Origin of the sequence: Nesterenkonia ebinurensis (genome assembly GCF_008711175.1) — a bacterium.
GTDB lineage: Bacteria > Actinomycetota > Actinomycetes > Actinomycetales > Micrococcaceae > Nesterenkonia > Nesterenkonia ebinurensis.
The window spans coordinates 11,350-30,242 of record NZ_VWNF01000048.1 but is presented as its reverse complement, the minus strand read 5'-3'; the positions used below and the strand labels follow the sequence as shown (position 1 = coordinate 30,242).

Here is an 18,893-nt window from a genome sequence, read left to right as displayed (position 1 = left end):
ACTCCCTATTGCCCCATTCACAAATTGCCGCTAGATTCTGGCACATAGGAATGTCCGGCTGGGCGCAACGCAAGTGAAGGAGAAGGTAGTGGCACTGCGAGAACTGACCCAGGAAGAGCGAGACACTGCGCGGAAGAAGGCGCTGGCGGCACGCTCTGAGCGCGCCGAGGTCAAACGAGGCTTCGGCGCCGGAACCCTGAGCTTTGAAGCGGTGCTGAAACGGGCAGAGGGCTCAGATGCGGTGGCAAGGCTCAAGACCATCGAACTGCTGGAAGCCCTGCCCGGTGTGGGGCGGGTTACCGCCACCAGAATCTTGGAAGATCTGGGCATCTCAGTCAACCGCCGGCTCGGCGGGCTCGGCGTCAAACAGTGCAGAGCCCTTGCGGAGTATCTGGCAGAATTGGCTTGATGCCGAACACTGATGCCACACCGCGAGTCACTGTGCTCGCCGGTCCCACTTCGGTGGGAAAATCCACCCTGAGCAGGTACATCCGTACCACCTTCCCCCAGGTGCACTTCTCCGTCTCCGCCACCACCCGGCCAGCCCGCAACGGTGAGATCCACGGAGAGGACTACCTGTTCCTCAGCGAGGAGCAATTCGATGCGCTGCTGGCCGAGGATGCCTTCCTGGAATGGGCCGTGGTGCACAAGAAGCACCGCTACGGCACCCTGCGCTCCACCGTGGAGGAAGCCCTGACTGAGGGGAAGAACGTGCTGCTGGAGATTGACCTGCAGGGCGCCCGCCAGGTCCGCCAGAAGCTGCCCGAGGCCCAGTTCGTGTTCTTGGCTCCGCCTACCTTCGATGACCTGGTGCACCGGCTGATCGGCCGAGGCACCGAATCTGAGGAGGAGCAGCAGCGTCGGCTGGAAACCGCTAGAATAGAACTCGCGGCAGAATCGGAGTTCGATGTCACCATTATCAATGACAGTGTGGACCGCGCCGCGAGAGAGCTTATCGCCCGTATGGGCATAGAATTGACCACCAACGCATAAGGAACTTTGTGACTGAGCAGCTTGAAGGAATTATTGACCCGCCCATCGATGACCTGGTGACCAAGGCGGAGTCCAAGTACGCCCTGGTTCTCTTCGCCGCCAAACGGGCCCGCCAGATCAACAACTACTACGCTCAGCTGCACGAGGGTCTCTTCGAGCACATCGGCCCGCTGGTGGACACCAAGCTCAATGAGAAGCCGCTGTCCATCGCTTTGCGCGAAGTGAATGAAGATCTGTTGGTCTCCAGGCCGATCTCTGAGGCCGCCGCCTAACTAGGCGCAGAGTATGCGCATCGTCCTAGGCGTTTCGGCCGGTATCGCTGCGTATAAGGCGGTGCTGCTGGCCAGGCTCCTCACTGAGGACGGCCACCAGGTAGACATCATCCCCACTCCGGCCTCGCTGGAGTTTGTAGGACGGGCCACCTGGGAGGCGATCAGCGGTCGGCCGGTCACCACCTCGGTGTTTGAGGGGGTCGATGAAGTCCGGCACGTGCGCCTGGGCCAGGAGGCCGATCTGATCGTGGTGGCACCAGCCACCGCAGACCTGCTGGCCCGCATTCGCGCCGGCATGGCGAACGACCTGCTCACCTCCACCCTGTTGGCCTCCGAGGCCCCCAAACTGCTGGTTCCGGCCATGCACACCGAAATGTGGCGCAATCCGGCTGCTGAGGAGAACGTCTCGGTGCTGCGAGAGCGCGGCATCGAGGTGATGGAGCCTGCCTCCGGGCGGCTCACCGGCAAGGACTCCGGCCCCGGCCGGCTCCCCGAGCCCGAGCAGATCAAGGCTCGGATCGACCAGCTGCTGGAACCCCGCCGCCCCGCTTATGCCGATGCGCCGCGAGCAGGCACCTTCTACGCCCCTGACCACGCGGGACAGCCTCCGCTGCTGGGCAGGAAAGTCGTGGTCACCGCCGGCGGAACCCGTGAACCACTGGACCCGGTGCGCTACCTGGGCAACCGGTCCTCCGGCAAGCAGGGCCTCGCCCTGGCCCGTGCCGCCCGTGCCGCTGGGGCCGAGGTCACTCTGATCGCCGGCGTGATGGATCAGGCCCCCGGGCCTGAACTCCGCGGAGTCGAGGTCGTCCCCGTTGAGACCGCCGCTGAGCTTCAGGGCGCAGTCCGCATTGAGACCGAGAAGGCCCATGTGCTCATCATGGCCGCCGCCGTGGCTGACTTCCGGCCCGCCGACTACGCCGCTGCCAAGATCAAGAAGACCGATGACGACGCCGCCCCCACCATCACCCTGGTCCGGAACCCGGATATCCTCGCCGAGACTGTCCAGCGCCGGGCCCAGACCGGCACCGGGCCCGCTGTGATTGTCGGCTTCGCTGCCGAGACCGGCGATGAGAATACTGAGCCTCTCCAACTGGCCCAGCAGAAGCTGGCTCGCAAGGGCTGTGACCTGCTGGTGCTCAACCGGGTGGGGGAGAACCTGGTCTTCGGCCAGGAGGACACTGAGATCCACATCCTCGCCTCCGAGACCGCCCAATCAGCCCTGGACCAAGACCAACCAGTGCACTTTGCTGGGGGCAAACAGGAGGCTGCGGGCGTCGTCGTACGCTCTGCGACTGCGCTGCTCAGCAGTCTCCCTCCCAGCACATGAACACAGATGACCTTAAGCAGCCTGAGAGTTCGGGCCTGGGGGTTAGGATGAGCCGGTGACCAACTCTGACTCGCTGCGGCTGTTCTCCTCCGAATCGGTGACTATCGGGCATCCGGACAAAATCTGCGACCAGGTCTCCGACTCCATCTTGGACGCCCTGCTGGCGGTGGACCCCGACTCCCGGGTGGCGGTAGAAGCGCTGACCACCACCGGACTGGTCCAGGTGGCCGGAGAGGTCACCACCAGCGGGTATGTGGAGATTCCCCGGATTGTGCGGCAGACCCTGGTCGACATCGGCTACGACTCTTCCGCCAACGGATTCGACGGTGAGCGGGTGGGGGTGAACATCAGCATTGGGCAGCAGTCCCCGGAAATCTTCAAGGGCGTGTTCAAGCCCGTTGCAGAGGCCGAGGATCCCCGGGATGCCCAGGGCGCGGGGGATCAAGGCATTATGTTCGGCTACGCCACCAATGAGACCGCAAGTTTTATGCCCACCCCGATCGCCCTGGCGCACAGACTTTCCGCACGGTTGACCGAGCTCAGGCAGAACGGGGAGCTGGAGTACCTGCGCCCCGACGGCAAGACGCAGGTAACCATCGGCTACGACGGGGAGCGCCCAGTCAGTCTGGACACCGTGGTGGTCTCTACCCAGCACATCGCCGAGATTGAGCAGTCCCAGCTGTGGGCAGACATCTCCGCGGCAGTGATCACGCCGGTGGTGGAGGCCAGCGGGCTCGATTTGGGCGGGCTGCAGGAGATCATCAACCCCTCAGGGCCCTTTGTGATCGGCGGACCGGTGGGTGATGCTGGTCTGACCGGCCGCAAGATCATCGTGGACACCTACGGGGGCTTCGCCCGGCACGGTGGCGGGGCCTTCTCCGGCAAGGACCCCTCCAAGGTGGATCGCTCCGCGGCCTACGCCATGCGCTGGGTGGCCAAGAACGTGGTGGCCGCCGGACTCGCCGACCGAGCTGAGATTCAGATCGCCTACGCCATCGGCCGGGCCCAGCCGGTGGGGGTATACGTAGAGACCTTCGGCACCGAACAGGTAGACCCTGCCGCGATCAGCAGTGCGATCCGCGAGGTCTTCGACCTGCGCCCGCTGGGCATCATCGAGGACCTCGACCTCAAGCGACCCATCTACACTGAGACTGCTAAGAACGGTCACTTCGGCCAGGATCAGTTCCCCTGGGAGCAGCTGAACCGGGTCGAGGCCCTGAAGTCCTTCTTCAATGCCTGAGCTGACCGACGGACGGCTCTGATCGGGAGGAACAGCCGGACGATTCGGTGCGGCTTATTGCCTGGCTGGTCTCCGACGAGGGCCGCCGGATGGTCGGCCAGGTTCTGAACACCGAGGGCGGCTTCGGGCCGTCTATGGCCCTCATCGCAGTGTGGCAGTGCCGAACTCTGTGAAAGCAAGATCCTTTGTGATCAGGGGAAGTTTTTCGCCCTGACTCTGCGCTGTCAGTATCCTGTCGAAAGGGTTGTGATGCTCAGTGGTGAAGTTCCCGTACCACTTACTAGTAGAGGACTGAACGATACCGTGAACCGCCAAGGTCTACATGCGCGTTCGGAGGAAGACATGATGGCTTGGGACAGCGTGGTTGGGTATCAAAAAATACAACCATTAGATTGTACAATGTGTGCGGTGTCAGGGCCTCGTCTCTCTTTGGCATGCCCGCACTTGCTCCTTAGCAAGGCTTGAATAGCTCTTGGCTGGTGAAGTTGAAGGAGTTGTTCTGTGTCGGCCCTGCCCTCTGAATTTTCATAACTGATGTGGAGGACGATTGGTGATTCCCGTTCGTACGGCCGTGGTCGATGATCTGCCCGAGCTCCAGGAGATTGAACGAGTTGCAGGTCAGGTTTTTCACTCTGTGGGCATGTCAGAGGTTGCAGACGACGCTCCTCCGAGCATTGAGGAACTCGACAGGTACAGAAGGGCAGGCTGGGCGCTGGTTGCGCCCAATGAGTTCGATGTACCAGTTGCCTATCTCTTAGCCGAGCCTGTGGACGGAGCACTGCATATTGAGCAGGTGTCAGTACACACAGATTTTTCGCGGAGAGGGCTTGGTGGCCGACTCATCGAGAAAGCTGCCGAGTGCGCAGTTGCGAACTCCTACGATGGGCTGACATTGACAACGTTCGTTGAAGTTCCATGGAACGCGCCGTACTACAGGCGTCTGGGGTTCGTGGAGCTCAGGGTAGAGAATGTCACCCCTGGCCTGGCCGCAATCCGTCGTAAGGAAGCAGACCTCGGCCTGGATAGGTGGCCCAGAATTTGCATGCGCAAGGAACTTTCTGCATATTGTGAAACAGATTATCTCCATAGGAAACCCACGAAAGCTTAACCGGCTTGATGAGAGGACCCAATTGCAACGGTAGCTGAGATTGCTTCTAGTCGGGTTTCTTAGCTACCGGAAGGGTCACTTCGCAACGCGGCATCGAGTCTTCAGGCTCGGCGGAGTAGACCTCTCTAGGGGGGCGACAGGGCTGAGGCCGAGCTGGGAGGCACACAGTTGCACGGCTTCGAACGCTGTGAGATGCGACGGCACTCAGGCAGTTTTGAATAGAAGCTCGGTTATCCATTTAGAGGGATCGGGCTCCTCGCTGGGATCGGTGAGGAAATGCTCAACGAAACCTGTCCACAGTGTTCCCTTGTGTCGTTGAGTCATTGGGAGAAGATACCTGTGTACCTCCGCCCATTCACGCACTTGTCTGATAGAGGCTGAAATGGTGTCTGGTGACCCCACATGACGGCCAACGATGTACGTACCCTCAGGAAGGGTGTCGAACACGAGGCCGCTGGTCGGCACGACGGGCTCTGCAATCGGAACTCCGACGGTCAGATCTGCCGGGTCATGACGATGCTCGTCCAGGTGACGATAGATGTACATGGGTCCACCCAAAGGTGAGACGCCGTGCTCCGCGAGCCACTGGTAGACCCGTGGAATCTTCTCGTTCGGTCCACCAGGTGCCCCGAACTCGGACAAGTGGGCACTAACAGGGAGACCAACATAAGCAGTGGCCTTTCGTTCTTGGGCCGAGATCTCGATTGACATAGTGATCATCCTTTCGTGAGGAGTAACGGTGATGGATTCGCCCCCTGCTCTCAGTTAAATGCTTTCCCCAGGGGCAAGGTCAACCACTGAGGAATCCAGTTTCCTATAGAGGAAGTCGTGACCACTTTTTGCTGTCTGAGGCTGGGTTATGTACTGCGCTTTGGGAGGTAGATGGCGAGGAACGCATCGAATGCAGCATGTGCTCTGGCTTCCACCCCCTCGACACTCACATCCATCAGCTCTGGGGCCTGGAAGAGAGCACGGTCCATGCCTGGGCCCAACACCAAGAAAGCCAGGTGCTCGGAGGCCAAATGAGCATCCGGGACATCAAGCTCCCCGCTGGAGTCCAGTCGGGCAAGCACTCGGGCAAGGGTGCGCATCACCAGCCCCGGGGCACGCTCGTAGTACTCTTCTGCTAACTCTGGAAAACGATGGATCTCACCTATCACCAGCCGTCGAATCGGGACCACCTGGCCGGTGAGCACGGTGATCGCTAACTCAACTATCGCTTCCCGCAAGTGAGGCTCCACCTCAGGAACCTTCAAAAGCGTCTCGGCAGTACGGGATGCGTAGGTTTCGGCAGTTCGAATCGAGTCTGCAGCCACATCACGGAACAACTGCTCTTTGTCCCGGAAGACGTTGTAGATCGTCTTCTTCGAGACACCCGCCCGCTTCGCCACGTCATCGAGGCTGGCCCCGATGTAACCGTGGACTGAGAATTCTTTGATCGCCGCTGCGGTGATCAGGGATCGAGATCGTTCGATCCTTGGGTCGGCATCAGAACTCCCGGACATGCTCCCCTTGCGAATTCTTACGGAAACTAACTAGTGTATTTCTGCACTTACGAGTGTAACAGGAGGAAGCAACAACCATGGCCACATCGCCCACATTCAATACGCGCGCCGCCATCACCCGATCAATGCTGGGGTGGGGGATAGTCGCAGGCCCGTTCTACATCTTCGTCGGGGTGGTTCACGCGCTCCTTCGTCCGGAGTTTGAGTTTTCTCAACACGCTCTCAGCCTGCTCATGCTGACCGAGACGGGATGGATCCAGAGAATCAATCTGATTCTTGCCGGCATCATGGTCATTTTCGCTGCATGGGGAATGGGGCGCAGTGTCGAGGGCCCTGCAAGGGCACGTACATTGCTGATTCTGATTGCAGCTTACGGAGCTAGCCTCATCGGCGGTGGCCTCTTCCCCCCGGACGCTGTGGAGGGGTTCCTGCCCGGAGCCGAGGCAGCAGTCTCGACCAGTGGGATACTGCACCTAGCCTTCGGCGGCATCGGATTCCTGATGCTGGCCGCTGCTGCCGTCGTCTTCTCCTCGTGGTGCCAGTCTCGAGAGTCAGGACGCGGCAGGCTTCTCTCCATCCTCGCCGGTCTCGTCGTGACACTAGGATTCGTTGGTGGGGCAACGCTGAGCACGATGCCAGCCGGCGTCCTTCTGCTATGGATCGCAGTGGTCATGGGATTCGTGTGGCTCGCCGGCGCATCACTGTATGCATATCGAACAGTCCCACACCCTGACGGTGACAGGACGGCAAAAGAGTCCTAAGTGGTCGATATTTCTGACTTTCAAGCACACGCTAGAGATTTCTTGCAATCCAACTACCCTATGGTCACTGCGGCTTTCCTTGGTGGCAGTTCGGCTTCGAGCAGCCTCATAGTAGGCAGTGTCATGGTGATCATCTCCCTTTCACCTCTCAAGACCCCAGCAAGGTTCGCTACATCACAGAGTTCAAGGTTTCCAAAGACGCCCCCTCACTGTCGTTGGAGAGCGTGTGGCCCCCTTTCGCGTTATGCGCCGCGACCATCAGGGCCAGGACCTGGGTAAGGAGATGTGGGCAGCGGTGCTTCTGCGGGCCTTCGACCACTTCGACGCCGAACTCAATCGCCTGGAACAAGCCCTCACGGAGGGTCTCCTCGACTCTGGGCTACCGGATCGTGGGACATGCTCGGCGGGTGGATGCCTATGGCAAGGCTGTCGAGGAGGAACTGCATCTCCTGCTGGCCAATCAGGAGTTCAACCGTACTGACTGGGATGTGCACGTAACCGGCAATGAGCTTCTCAAGGACTCCATGCTGCTTAGTGACCGCCACCTCCACTGAACAGCCGCGGCAGGATTGAGGGATGTCTGCTGAGCGGGTACTGCTATGCCGCTGGGCTCACCGGTTTCACTGGCGCTGCGCGGCACCAGCCAAGCCCAAGGCTTGCCAGCCTTGGACAAGACGATCTCCTCGCCGCTGTGCGCACCATAAGCCAGCTGTGACAGGTGGGTCTTGGCCTGATGCATACTGATGGGTTCTCCACCCAACCTCTGCCCTGCTATGAATTTGTTTAGTCAACTCGACTCATGATTCGTGTTCTCTGTCAATGGCGGTCAACGGTGGGGTTCGGCGAACTGTTGGGAAGTCCCGGCGGCGGGATACGATCACAGCTGATGAAGGAGGTGGTCGGCGCATGAGCCAGCATGATGCGGAGCAGCCTGCTCTGCTGGACTCCCCGGCCCCTTCATCCGCAGCCCTTCCGGTCGGATCTGCCGGAGCTGACCCTATTGCCACAGTGCTCCTGGAGTCCGGCGTGGCGCATCTGGACCGGCCCTTCGACTATGCGGTGCCGGCGGACCTGGATGAACAGGTCATGGCTGGAGCCAGAGTCAAAGTGCTGTTCTCCGGCCGGGAGATGACCGGCTGGGTGCTGCAGCGCAGCGCCACCACCGAGGCGCACCGGCTGGCCCTGATCCGCAAAGTGGTCACCCCGCTGCCGCTGCTGGCCCCTGAAGCGCTGGACCTCTGCAGCCGGGTGGCCGAGCGTTATGCCGGAGTCACCGCTGATGTGATCCGCGCGGCCGTACCCCAGCGGGTGGCCAGAGTGGAGAAGGAGTTCGCCGGCCACAGCGCCCCCGCCACTGCCTCGAAGCCCGAACGCTCTGGCCCTCGGGAGGCAATGCTGGCTTTGAAGTCCTACGGGCCTCAAGGCTGGCCGCAGCTGGTGGTCTCCGCCGTGCAGGAGACTTGGCAGGCCGGAGGAGGAGCCGTGGTAGTGCTGCCGGACCAGCGCGATGTGGACCAGATCCTCCCGCTGCTTGAAGCAGAGCTCGGCGCCGAGGCTGTGGCCGCGCTGAGCGCGAGCATGGGTCCCACACCCCGCTACCGGAACTATCTGCGGCTGCGCTTCGGCCAAGTCCAGGTGGCCGTAGGGACCCGGTCAGCCGTCTTCGCCCCAGTGGCCGGACTGAGCCGGATCATCGTGGTGGACGACGACGACCCCAGCCACCAGGAACCACGCGCCCCCTATCAGCACACCAGGGAAGTTGCCCTACTGCGCAGCGTGGCCACCGGTGCCGGAATCCAATTCATCTCCACCCACCGCAGCCTGGAGGTGCAGCGACTGGTGGAGCGCGGATGGTTGACTGAGCGAGTCTCGGAGCGCAGCACCCGGAATTCAGCGGCTCCGCTGGTGACCGCCTCCAGCGACTCCTACCAGCAGGAGCGTGACCCGGACGCCCGCCGAGCCCGGCTGCCCCAGGTGGCCTACCGCACTGCACGTGAGGGACTCCAGCGCGGACCGGTACTCATCCAGGTGGGCCGTGCCGGGTTCATCCCCGCAGTGCGATGCCAACGCTGCCGGTCACGCCAAGAATGCCCGGAATGCCACGGCCCGCTGACCCTGCCCGGACACTTCGAACAGTCTGACACACTGCGCTGCCGCTGGTGCGGACTGCACCAGAGAGGCCACCACTGCGCCGAATGCGGCAACGGATCCTTCCGCGCCGGCGCAGTGGGCGCAGACCGCACCGCCCAGGAACTGGGCCGGGCCTTCCCGAACATCCCGGTGATCTCCTCCACCGGCGATCATCCAGTAGCCGAGGTCAGGGACAGGCCTGCCCTGGTGATCAGCACCCCCGGCGTGGAGCCGGCAGCGCAGAGCGGCTACGCCGCAGCCCTGCTGCTGGACGGGGACGCCCAGCTCTCACGGGAGGGATTGGATGTGCCACGACGGGTGCTGGCCCGCTGGTTCCGGGCGGCATCACTGGTGCGCCCTCGCGGTGAGCAGGGGGCAGTGGTAGTCACTGCAGAGGACCCGGAGCTCACCGGCGCCCTGGTCCGCTGGGACCCTGCCGGCTACGCCCGCCGCGAGCTCTACCGACGCCTGGAGCTGAATCTCCCGCCGGCCGTACGGATGCTGAGCATCACCGGTCATCCCGCAGAGGCTGAGCCGCTGCTGCGCCAGATCCGCCTGCCAGCAGGACTGGACTGGGTGGGCCCGGCCCCGGCTGAACAGGATGCCCAGCGCTGGCTGCTCTTCTTCGGCTTTGCCCAGGCCGCAGAGCTGATCGCCGAAGTCTCCCGAGTCCGCCGCAGCGGATCGGCCCAGCACTCCGGCTCAGGCCGCGCCCTGCGCATCGCTGTCGACGACACCACCGCTCTCCAGGTCTGAGCCGTGGTCCCGAACTGGTCGTCGTCGGCCGAGGTGGGCATACTGGTACGGATGCCCACTGCACATGAGATCGTCGAGCACAAACCCGCTGAACCGCCGCACGGACAGTCGCCATTCCTCCCCGGCAAGGAGCCGAGGCCTGGGGTTGAGGTGGTGCGGTACGATTCCCGCTGGCCAGAGGCGTACCAGGTGCTTCAGCAGCGTGTGCGGGCTTCACTCGGCCGTCGCGTGCTTGCCCTCGACCATGTCGGGTCGACGGCGGTGCCAGGGCTGGCGGCGAAACCGGTCATAGACCTCACGCTGATCGTCGCCGACCCCGCGGAGGAGGACGCCTGGGTCCCTGACTTGGAGGCTGCAGGATTCGACCTGGTCATCCGTGAACCATGGTGGTACGAGCACAGGGCGTTGGTGCACACCGAGCCGCGGTCGAACCTGCACGTCTACGGTCCCGACGCTGCCGAACCGGTGCGGCAGCGGATGTTCCGCGACTGGCTGATCGAGCATCCGGACGATCGTGCACTCTATGAGCAGGCCAAGCTCTCCTCTGCCGAGGCCGCCAACGACGCCGGCGAGCATGTGATGCAGTACAACGCCCGCAAAGAGCGTGTTATCCGCGATATCTACGACCGTGCCTTTCGTGCCGCTGGGCTGCTCTGAGCTTTCTGCTACGCACCAGAGGCCGCGGGCTGAGCCCAAGTTACATCAGCCCCATGACCATGTTGTGCAGTCCCACCAGCGCGGCTCGGCGCGACATCTCCAGCGTCGTCGACGATGAGGGAACCCGCGCGGACCGGTCACCGGACTTAGCTGACCGGACTTAGCTGAGGAACCGGCGTACCGCTCGGGCCAGCTGAGCTGGCTTCTCGTAGTGGATCAGATGACCGGAGCCGCGGATCACCTCAAGTCGCCCATCAGGCAGCGTGCCCCGCAGTGCTCGCAGACCCGGGGGAGTGCTCATATTGTCCTTAGCCCCGGGAACCAGCAGCACTGGCAGTCGGAGCTGCCCTGCGTAGTCGGCCACAGTATGCCTGCTCGAGGCGTGGTAGGCCTCCAACAGCGTCTGCCGGTCCGAATAGCGCCCAAAGAACCGCCGGTGCTGATCCTCCACAAAGGCCCGCAGCCCGGCGTCCCAGCCCGCCCCCAGAGTGAGATTCATCACCTGAAGCACAGCGGCGGAGCGCAGCACAGCATCGGCCGCAGACTCCGGGAGCAGCCGGCAGAGCCGGTAGTAGGCCTCCACCACGGCCGCGCCGGGCAGCAGCCGGCCGCGGAACACGCTATCGCTGATCGGTGCGCTCAGCACCAGGCGGGACCACCCCCGCCCATGCTGCGCCAGGTGGGCCGCGCAGACGATGGTGCCGAAGGAGTGACCCAGCAGAGTGTCCCCCTCGCCCAGCCCCAGCTGTCCGGCCAGCGCCTCCACGAACTCGGCATAGACCTCCACTGTGTGCTCCACCCGCTCCCCGGCGGGGGTATGCAGCGGGGCGGTGATCCCGAAGCCGGGCAGGTCCGGGACCCAGACTGCGAACTCCGGCAGCGCATCAGCGATCAGCTGCATCCCGTGGTGATCCCCCCGGAACCCGTGGACCATCAGAATGCGGGGAGCAGACAACGACGACGCCCGATTGTGCCGTGAGGAGACTGGAGATGGCCGCGAGTCTTCCGAGGCGATTGAAGGCCGTGAGCGAAACGACGCCGCGGAGGGCTCATATACCCATACGGCCGCCTCGGTGCCCACCTGCTGTCCGTGCAGCTGAAAACTCACCGGCACAGTGAGCTGCTCAGGCTCCCGGTGCGGATACCCTACCCTGCCCGACATGGCCCGCAAAAGGGGGTCCGCACTTTCAGGGGTCCCGGATGTCGCGGCTCCCTCAGTGGGCAGAAATCGGGGGTGGGGCGGCGTCGTTGGTGTATTTCCCATCAGGATCAGGGTAACGACTCCGCTGAAGCACTAGACTGTGTGAGTTGAAATTTCCGTGAATCTTTGAGGTGGGCACCTGTGAGCGAAACCGCTGAAAAGCAGTCCTACGACTTTCGGACTATCGAGGCCAGATGGCTGCCGTTCTGGGAGCAGGACGGGACCTTTGTGGTCAACACCGCCGACGAGCGGCCTAAGAAGTATGTCTGCGATATGTTCCCTTACCCCTCCGGTGACCTGCATATGGGCCATGCTGAGGCGTTCGCGATCGGTGATGTGGCCGCCCGCTACGCCCGGCTGCGCGGATACAACGTGCTGCACCCCATCGGCTGGGACTCCTTCGGGCTGCCTGCGGAGAACGCCGCGATCAAAAACAATGCGCATCCGGCGGAGTGGACCTACACCAATATTGAGACCCAGGCCGCCAGCTTCAAGCGCTACGCAATCAGCACGGACTGGACCCGCCGGCTGCACACCTCCGACCCGGAGTACTACCGGTGGACCCAGTGGCTGTTCCTGAAGTTCTATGAGCGGGGACTGGCCTACCGCAAGGACTCTCCGGTCAACTGGTGTCCCTCCTGTCAAACCGTGCTGGCCAATGAGCAGGTGGTCGGCGAGGGCGTCTGCGACCGCTGTGGCACCCCGGTGACCAAGAAGTCGCTGAACCAGTGGTACTTCAAGATCACCGACTATGCCGATCGGCTGCTTGACGATATGGCGCAGCTGGAGGGCACTTGGCCCGAGCGGGTGCTGGCCATGCAGCGCAACTGGATCGGCCGTTCCGAGGGCGCCCATGTGGACTTTCCGGTAGAAGGCGGGCACACCGTCACCGTATTCACCACCCGGCCCGACACCATCTTCGGGGCCACCTTCTTTGTGGTGGCCGCCGACGCCGAGCTGGCTGCACAGCTGGTCACCCAGGAGCAGCGGCCAGCCCTGGAGGAATACCGGGAGCAGCTGAAATCGGTTTCTGAGATCGAGCGTCAGTCCGCTGACCGGAAGAAGACTGGGGTTTTCCTGGGCGTGCACGCCACCAACCCGGCCACCGGGGCCAAGATGCCGGTCTACGCCACCGACTACGTGCTGGCTGACTACGGCACCGGCGCGGTGATGGGTGTTCCCGGTCAGGACCAGCGCGACTGGGAGTTCGCCACCGCCTTCGATCTGCCCATCATCCGCACTGTGCAGCCCCCTTCAGACTTCGAGGGCGAGGCGTACACCGGCCAGGGTCCGGCCATCAACTCCGCCAATGCCGAGATCTCCCTGGACGGGCTGGAGGTGGAGGAGGCCAAGTCGACCATCATCGACTGGCTGGAGTCCCAGGGAGCCGGCCGAGCCACCACCAACTACCGGTTGCGTGACTGGCTGCTCTCCCGCCAGCGGTTCTGGGGCGCACCCATCCCGGTGATCCACTGTCCCGACTGCGGTGAGGTCCCGGTGCCCGAGGACCAGCTGCCGGTGGCCCTGCCCACCGAGGCCAAGGGCGAGGATCTGACCCCCAAGGGCAAGGCCCCGCTGGCCGGACTGGCCGACTGGGTCACCGTGGACTGCCCCGCCTGCGGCAAGCCCGCCACCCGGGACACTGACACTATGGACACCTTTGTGGACTCATCCTGGTACTACCTGCGCTATCTGGACCCCAAGGGCACCGATGCTGCCTTCCCCACTGAGGCGGTCAACAAGTGGCTGCCGGTGGACCAGTACGTGGGCGGGGTAGAGCATGCCATTCTGCACCTGCTCTACTCCCGGTTCTTCACCAAGGTGCTCTACGACATGGGCCTGGTGAACTTCACCGAGCCCTTCACCGCACTGACCAACCAGGGCCAAGTGGTCAACGGCGGCAAAGCCATGTCCAAGTCACTGGGCAACGGGGTGGACCTGGCCGAGCAGATGGATGAATACGGGGTCGACGCCGTGAGGCTCACCATGGTCTTCGCCTCACCGCCAGCCGATGACGTGGACTGGGCAGACGTCTCACCGGCTGCCAGCCAGAAGTTCCTGGGCCGCGCCTGGCGCCTGGCCCAGGATGTCACCAGCGCACCGGGGACCGATCCGTCCACTAGTGCTGCCGGACTGCGGGCAGTCACCCACCGCACCATTGCGGAGTCCCAGGCGTTGTTGGAGGATCAGAAGTACAACGTGGTCATCGCCCGGATCATGGAGCTGGTCAATGCTGCCCGCAAGGAGATCGACTCCGGTGCCGGGGCCGCCGATGCGGCCGTGCGGGAGGCCGCGGAGGTCACCGCCCAGATCCTCTCCCTGGTGGCCCCCTACACCGCCGAGGACATGTGGCAGATGCTGGGCCACCAGCCCTCGGTGGCGAACTCTTCCTGGCCGGCCTATGACGAGGCGCTGCTGGTTCAGGACACCATCACCGCGGTGGTCCAGGTCAAGGGCAAGCTGCGCGACAAGCTGGAGGTGCCTGTCGATATCAGTGCTGAGGATCTGGAGGCCCAAGCACTGGCTCTGCCTAAGATCCAGCGCTATATCGACGAGGACGGCGGGGTCCGCAAGGTGATCGTCCGGGCTCCCAAACTCATCAACGTCGTGACCGGTTGAGTGGTCCTGTGAGTGCAGTTATGCGTACTGAGCAGTGGGTTCAGGCGCTGGACGCGGAGCTGCATGCCCGGCGTGCTGCCTTGCCGGGACGGAAGCCTCACCTGCGGCGCACCCGGGGCCGGATCGCTGTGGTCACCGACGCCGCCTGTGCACTGCCGGTGGATGCTGCCACCGGCAGGCTGAGGCTGGGTCTGCTCGGTGAGCAGGTTGAAGTGGTGCCGATCCCGGTGATGATTGACCAGGGACCGCAGGGCGGGCAACGCAGCGAGATGTACCCGGAGTACTCCGCTGAGCTGACCCGGGACCTCCCACTGGCCCTGGCTCAGGGCCTGCCGGTGCGCACCTCCAGACCCTCCCCTGGACGGATCGCTGAGACCTACCGGGGCCTGCACGCCGAAGGCTTCGACGGGGTGGTCTCAGTGCACCTCTCCGCTAAGCTCTCCGGCACCTACGACGCCGCCCGGCTCGCCGCAGAGCAGGCACCGCTGCCGGTCACCGTACTGGACTCCCAGCAGGCCGGCCTGGCCTTAGGGCAGGCGGTGATCCAGGCAGCGCTGGCAGCCAGGCTGGGCGGGAACCTGCAGGGGGTGGCTCAGGCTGCTGAAGCTGCGGCCGCGGCGTCGAACTCAGTCTTCGCAGTGCCCAGTCTGGAGCAGCTGCGCCGGGGCGGGCGGATCAATCGGCTGGCCTCCCTGTTCGGCACCATGATGCGGGTCAAGCCCGTCCTGCAGCTGTGTGAGGGAGAGATCCAGCTGCTGGAGCGAGCACACTCCATGCCGCGGGCCTCGGCCAGAATGCAGGCGCTGACTGCAGAGCGGGCCAGCAGCTCGGAGAAAGCGGTGATCGGGGTGCACTGCTGCGGAAACCCGGAGGCGGCCGCAGAGCTGGCCCAGGCACTGCAGCCGCACTCAACCCAACCGGTCCCGGTGGTGGAGCTGCCCCCCGGACTGGCCGCCCACCTGGGGCTTGGAGCTCTGGGAATCTCCGTGACAGAGCTGCCAGGGCCGCGGAACACCAGCAGCTAGAGTTTTCCCCAGCTGAGCCCTGCCATGCTGGGACACGCCGGGGCATCCACAGAACGCTGACTTCGCGGCACGGCCCGCCCAGGCGCCCTTAGCGTATGGGCCATGCAGGAGAACCGTTTCAGCGAGGACTTCGGCGCTGCAGATCCTGATTCTGGCCAACTGCTGACTCGTCGTGACCGGCTGCGTGCCGAGCGGATGCGTGATCATGCTGCACCGGCACGCATCGGCCTGCGCGCCGGTGCAGTCGCCGTGGTGGTTGTTGCCGCTCTCAGCTGGACCTCTGTCTCCTGGGTGACCGGGCGTGGTGGCACCGAGCCGCTGCCTGATCCGCCGGGCTTGGATAGCTCCTCAGAGATCAGGCCCCGGGAGCATCCCGGAAATGCTGGAGCAGACAGTAGCGAAGATGGAACGCAGGCACCCAGCACGGTGATGGTCCACGTGGCCGGGGCAGTGACAGAGCCCCAGGTGGTGGAGCTGGTTCCCGGTGCCCGGGCTGCCGATGCTGTGGATGCTGCCGGGGGACTGACTGATGAGGCCGCTCGGCACGGTATCAACTTGGCGGCTGAGGTCCAGGACGGCTCCCTGATCTATGTGCCCACGGAGCAGGAGCTGGAATCCGGAGACCACCCACCGGCCACCGGCAACGGGGAGGACCAGTCGGGGGAAGCAGGCCAAGCCGAGCTGATCAACCTCAACACCGCCGAGGCTGCCCAGTTGGAGAAGCTGCCGGGCATCGGTCCAGCGCTGGCAGAGCGGATCATCACCTACCGGCAGGCCAACGGGGAGTTCAGCTCTTTGGAGGAGCTCGCGGCGGTCAGCGGGATCGGCCCGGCCATCCTTGAGAACATCGCCGATCAGGTCACTTGGTGATGACCCTCCAGCGAGAGCCCCTGGACCTGCGCCTGCTGCCGGCTGCCATCACCTGCTGGACGGCAGCCCTGCTGGTGGTGCACAGCACAGCCTCCGGCGCTCTTCAGACGGCAGCTGGGTTGGCAGCCGCAGCCGTTCTGGGCCTGCTCTGCCTACCCCTGGGCAGAAGGCGAAAACGGCTTAGCGCAGTGCTGCTGCAGATTCTGCTCTGTGCTGGCCTCGCCGCGGCGGTGGTGCTCTCGGCAGTCCATACCCAGCACAGTCATCAGGCCTCCGGCTGGAACGCCGCAGTGGAATCTGAAGCCCCGATGGAGGTCACTTTCCGGGTGACCCGCGACCCTCACCCTTTTGCTCCCCGGGGTGAGCAGCCACAGCACTATCGCACCGAGGCCGTGGTGCATACCCATCGCAGCCCAGCCGCCGGTCAGGAAAAGGCTGTCAGGGCCGAGGTGACCATCTTCACTGAGACTGAGCTGCAGGCCGGGCAGCGTTACCGGGCACTGGTCACCGCCTCGCCCACCGATGCGGGAGACCGCAGCACAGCTCTGCTGCGCAGTCTCGGGGCTGGGCACATCGAGCAGCTGCCCCCAGATGCTCGCAGTCGGGCACATGAGCTGTTCAATCAGCTGCGCAGTGCGACCAGGGACCAATCCAGGCACAGTATCGGTGAGTCACCGGCTCTGCTGCCCGGGGTGATCCTGGGCGACCGGTCCGGGATGAGCCAAGAACTGACCGAAGCCATGCGGGTCTCTGGGCTCACACATCTCACCGTAGTCAGCGGAACCCATACTTCTTTGGTCCTTGGTGCCCTGCTGGGTATCGCCCGTATACTGCGGATGCCCCGCTGGGGGACTGTACCGCTGCTGCTGGCCGGGCTGGTGCTCTTCGTGATGCTGGTGCAGCCAGCGCCCAGTGTCATCCGCGCCTCGGTGATGGGGGCGATCGGCGCCCTGGCTGTCTTCGCCGGCCGCGGCAGGGCCTCTTCGGCACTGCTGTTCCTCACCGTGATCATCCTGCTCATCGCTTCACCCTGGTTCGCGGTGCAGGCGGCATTCCAGCTCTCGGTGGCAGCCACCTTAGGCATTGTGCTCATCGGTGCCCGGCTCAACGAGTGGTTCAAGCAGAAGCTGCCCGGATTCGTCTCCGGGCCGCTGGCCCTGGCCGTCTCGGCCCAACTGTTCGTCACACCGGTGCTGCTGCCGGTGGCTGAGGGAGTGACTCTCTACAGCATCCCGGCCAATATTCTGGCCGGCCCGCTGCTTCCTCTGGTCACTGTGCCCGGCACTTTAGCTGCGGTGGTCTCCACCGCCCTGCCCTGGCTCTCCCTCAGTCTGCTGTGGCTGGCCGGTTTCCCGGCAGCCGGGATCGCTGTGGTGGGCAGAGCTGCTGCAGCCCTTCCTCAGGCGCTGGCCCCCTGGCCTCAGGGGCAATGGGGATGGGCGCTTGCAGGGCTGTACACCGCAGCAGCGGTGGTGCTCTGCCGGCTGGTGATCGCTTCCCGGCGGCGTCCGGCAGCAGGGGAGAGCCTGCTGCTGAGTGCGGCCTGCGGCGGGCTGACCGCCGTGATCATCCCCAGCACCGCAGTCTGGGCCTGGTTGACAGCCGGCGCAGTGCCGGAGGACTGGAGATTCGCCCTCTGCGATGTGGACCAGGGCGACATGCTGGTGATCCGCACCGCTCAGAACGCCGCAGTGGTGGTGGACGCCGGGGAGGAACCCCAGGCTGCTGCCCAGTGCCTGCAGCACCTGGAGATCGAGCAGGTGGAGACTCTCATGATCACCCACGACCATCTGGACCACTACGGTGGGACCCCGGGGGTGTACGACGCCGCCCAGACCCACCAGATTCTCTACTCAGGTACAGCAGGCTGGAGCGTCCTGGAGGCGGTGGAGGAGACAGCGGACAGTGTTCTCGATGTGTCTGAGCACCGAGCCCAGCTGGGCCAGACCGGCCAGCACCAGGGCCGCTATCCGGTCAGCTGGACTGTGTGGTCAGCGCCGGACTATCACCGCAACCCCAATGACAATTCACTGGTAGTGGTCTTTGAGCTCTGGGATGTACAGATGCCAGCAGGCGCAGTCGGATCCGCGAACAATCCGCTGCGCCTGCTGGCACTGGGTGATCTCGAAGAAGAGATCGCTGGGCTGATGGTCTCCCGGAACGGGCTCCCTCAGCATGTCGATGTGCTGAAGGTGGCCCACCATGGGGCGGCCAACGGCGGCACTGAGGTGCTGGAGCACACAGCCCCTGGCGCTGCTCTGATGGGGGTGGGCCAAGAGAACAGCTACGGACATCCGGCAGAGGAGATTCTCCAGATGCTCCACCAGCTGGAAGCCTCGGTGTACCGCACCGATCTGCACGGCACCGTGGTCTTCAGCCTGACCGGTGAGGGGCTGCTGGAGGCTGAGTCAATCAGCCGGTGAGGG

Annotated in this window: 17 protein-coding genes; 14 read left to right on the top strand and 3 right to left on the bottom strand. The window is 64.0% G+C overall.

Annotated elements, in window-relative coordinates; genetic code table 11:
* Nucleotides 1-88 precede the first annotated feature (88 nt).
* From mihF to F0311_RS15530, 6 genes are all read left to right on the top strand, one after another.
* Nucleotides 89-409, top strand: coding sequence for an integration host factor, actinobacterial type (gene mihF / locus F0311_RS15555; RefSeq protein ID WP_150462868.1), 321 nt, complete (start codon nucleotides 89-91; stop codon nucleotides 407-409).
* Complete coding sequence (gene gmk, locus F0311_RS15550; protein WP_150462867.1) at nucleotides 409-993, top strand: guanylate kinase; 585 nt, start codon at nucleotides 409-411, stop codon at nucleotides 991-993. Before mihF ends, gmk begins: the two co-directional genes overlap by 1 nt.
* Before the next feature lie 8 nt (nucleotides 994-1,001).
* Complete coding sequence (gene rpoZ, locus F0311_RS15545; protein ID WP_150462866.1) at nucleotides 1,002-1,265, top strand: DNA-directed RNA polymerase subunit omega; 264 nt, start codon at nucleotides 1,002-1,004, stop codon at nucleotides 1,263-1,265.
* A 13-nt stretch (nucleotides 1,266-1,278) separates the two neighbouring features.
* Nucleotides 1,279-2,595, top strand: coding sequence for a bifunctional phosphopantothenoylcysteine decarboxylase/phosphopantothenate synthase (locus tag F0311_RS15540; protein WP_150462865.1), 1,317 nt, complete (start codon nucleotides 1,279-1,281; stop codon nucleotides 2,593-2,595).
* Between the two features lie 55 nt (nucleotides 2,596-2,650).
* Complete coding sequence (gene metK / locus F0311_RS15535; protein ID WP_150462864.1) at nucleotides 2,651-3,835, top strand: methionine adenosyltransferase; 1,185 nt, start codon at nucleotides 2,651-2,653, stop codon at nucleotides 3,833-3,835.
* A 640-nt stretch (nucleotides 3,836-4,475) separates the two neighbouring features.
* On the top strand, nucleotides 4,476-4,943 hold the full coding sequence (locus F0311_RS15530) for a GNAT family N-acetyltransferase (protein ID WP_150462863.1): 468 nt from the start codon (nucleotides 4,476-4,478) through the stop codon (nucleotides 4,941-4,943).
* Nucleotides 4,944-5,147: 204 nt separating this feature from the next.
* On the opposite strand, the gene F0311_RS15525 is transcribed toward F0311_RS15530, so the two are convergent.
* Complete coding sequence (locus F0311_RS15525; protein WP_150462862.1) at nucleotides 5,148-5,654, bottom strand: GyrI-like domain-containing protein; 507 nt, start codon at nucleotides 5,652-5,654, stop codon at nucleotides 5,148-5,150.
* Between the two features lie 146 nt (nucleotides 5,655-5,800).
* Complete coding sequence (locus tag F0311_RS15520) at nucleotides 5,801-6,448, bottom strand: TetR/AcrR family transcriptional regulator (RefSeq protein WP_150462861.1); 648 nt, start codon at nucleotides 6,446-6,448, stop codon at nucleotides 5,801-5,803.
* Between the two features lie 77 nt (nucleotides 6,449-6,525).
* On the opposite strand from F0311_RS15520, the gene F0311_RS15515 reads away from it, so the two are divergent.
* From F0311_RS15515 to F0311_RS15500, 4 genes are all read left to right on the top strand, one after another.
* Entirely contained in the window at nucleotides 6,526-7,209 is a 684-nt protein-coding gene (locus F0311_RS15515) for a DUF998 domain-containing protein (protein WP_150462860.1), read from the top strand.
* A 389-nt stretch (nucleotides 7,210-7,598) separates the two neighbouring features.
* Nucleotides 7,599-7,763, top strand: a complete 165-nt coding sequence (locus F0311_RS18180) for a hypothetical protein (RefSeq protein ID WP_191089972.1) — start codon at nucleotides 7,599-7,601, stop codon at nucleotides 7,761-7,763.
* Nucleotides 7,764-8,115: 352 nt separating this feature from the next.
* Nucleotides 8,116-10,095, top strand: a complete 1,980-nt coding sequence (locus F0311_RS15505; protein WP_191089971.1) for a primosomal protein N' family DNA-binding protein — start codon at nucleotides 8,116-8,118, stop codon at nucleotides 10,093-10,095.
* A gap of 51 nt (nucleotides 10,096-10,146) precedes the next feature.
* Nucleotides 10,147-10,752, top strand: coding sequence for a GrpB family protein (locus tag F0311_RS15500; protein ID WP_150462859.1), 606 nt, complete (start codon nucleotides 10,147-10,149; stop codon nucleotides 10,750-10,752).
* Between the two features lie 160 nt (nucleotides 10,753-10,912).
* On the opposite strand, the gene F0311_RS15495 is transcribed toward F0311_RS15500, so the two are convergent.
* Nucleotides 10,913-12,016, bottom strand: a complete 1,104-nt coding sequence (locus F0311_RS15495; RefSeq protein WP_150462858.1) for an alpha/beta fold hydrolase — start codon at nucleotides 12,014-12,016, stop codon at nucleotides 10,913-10,915.
* A 63-nt stretch (nucleotides 12,017-12,079) separates the two neighbouring features.
* Here F0311_RS15495 and leuS point away from each other — a divergent pair, with 63 nt between their 5' ends.
* The 4 genes from leuS to F0311_RS15475 all read left to right on the top strand — a co-directional run bounded on the left by leuS (nucleotide 12,080) and on the right by F0311_RS15475 (nucleotide 18,890).
* The gene (gene leuS, locus F0311_RS15490; RefSeq protein WP_396897457.1) at nucleotides 12,080-14,572 is read left to right on the top strand and encodes a leucine--tRNA ligase; all 2,493 of its coding nucleotides are present in this window, start codon (nucleotides 12,080-12,082) and stop codon (nucleotides 14,570-14,572) included.
* Between the two features lie 8 nt (nucleotides 14,573-14,580).
* Entirely contained in the window at nucleotides 14,581-15,597 is a 1,017-nt protein-coding gene (locus F0311_RS15485) for a DegV family protein (protein WP_223881417.1), read from the top strand.
* 102 nt (nucleotides 15,598-15,699) lie between these two features.
* Nucleotides 15,700-16,467: a ComEA family DNA-binding protein gene (locus F0311_RS15480; RefSeq protein ID WP_150462857.1), complete on the top strand. Its 768-nt coding sequence runs from the start codon at nucleotides 15,700-15,702 to the stop codon at nucleotides 16,465-16,467.
* A complete protein-coding gene (locus F0311_RS15475; RefSeq protein WP_150462856.1) occupies nucleotides 16,467-18,890 on the top strand; it encodes a ComEC/Rec2 family competence protein in 2,424 nt (807 codons plus the stop codon). The genes F0311_RS15480 and F0311_RS15475 overlap by 1 nt, the downstream gene beginning before the upstream one ends.
* Nucleotides 18,891-18,893 lie beyond the last annotated feature (3 nt).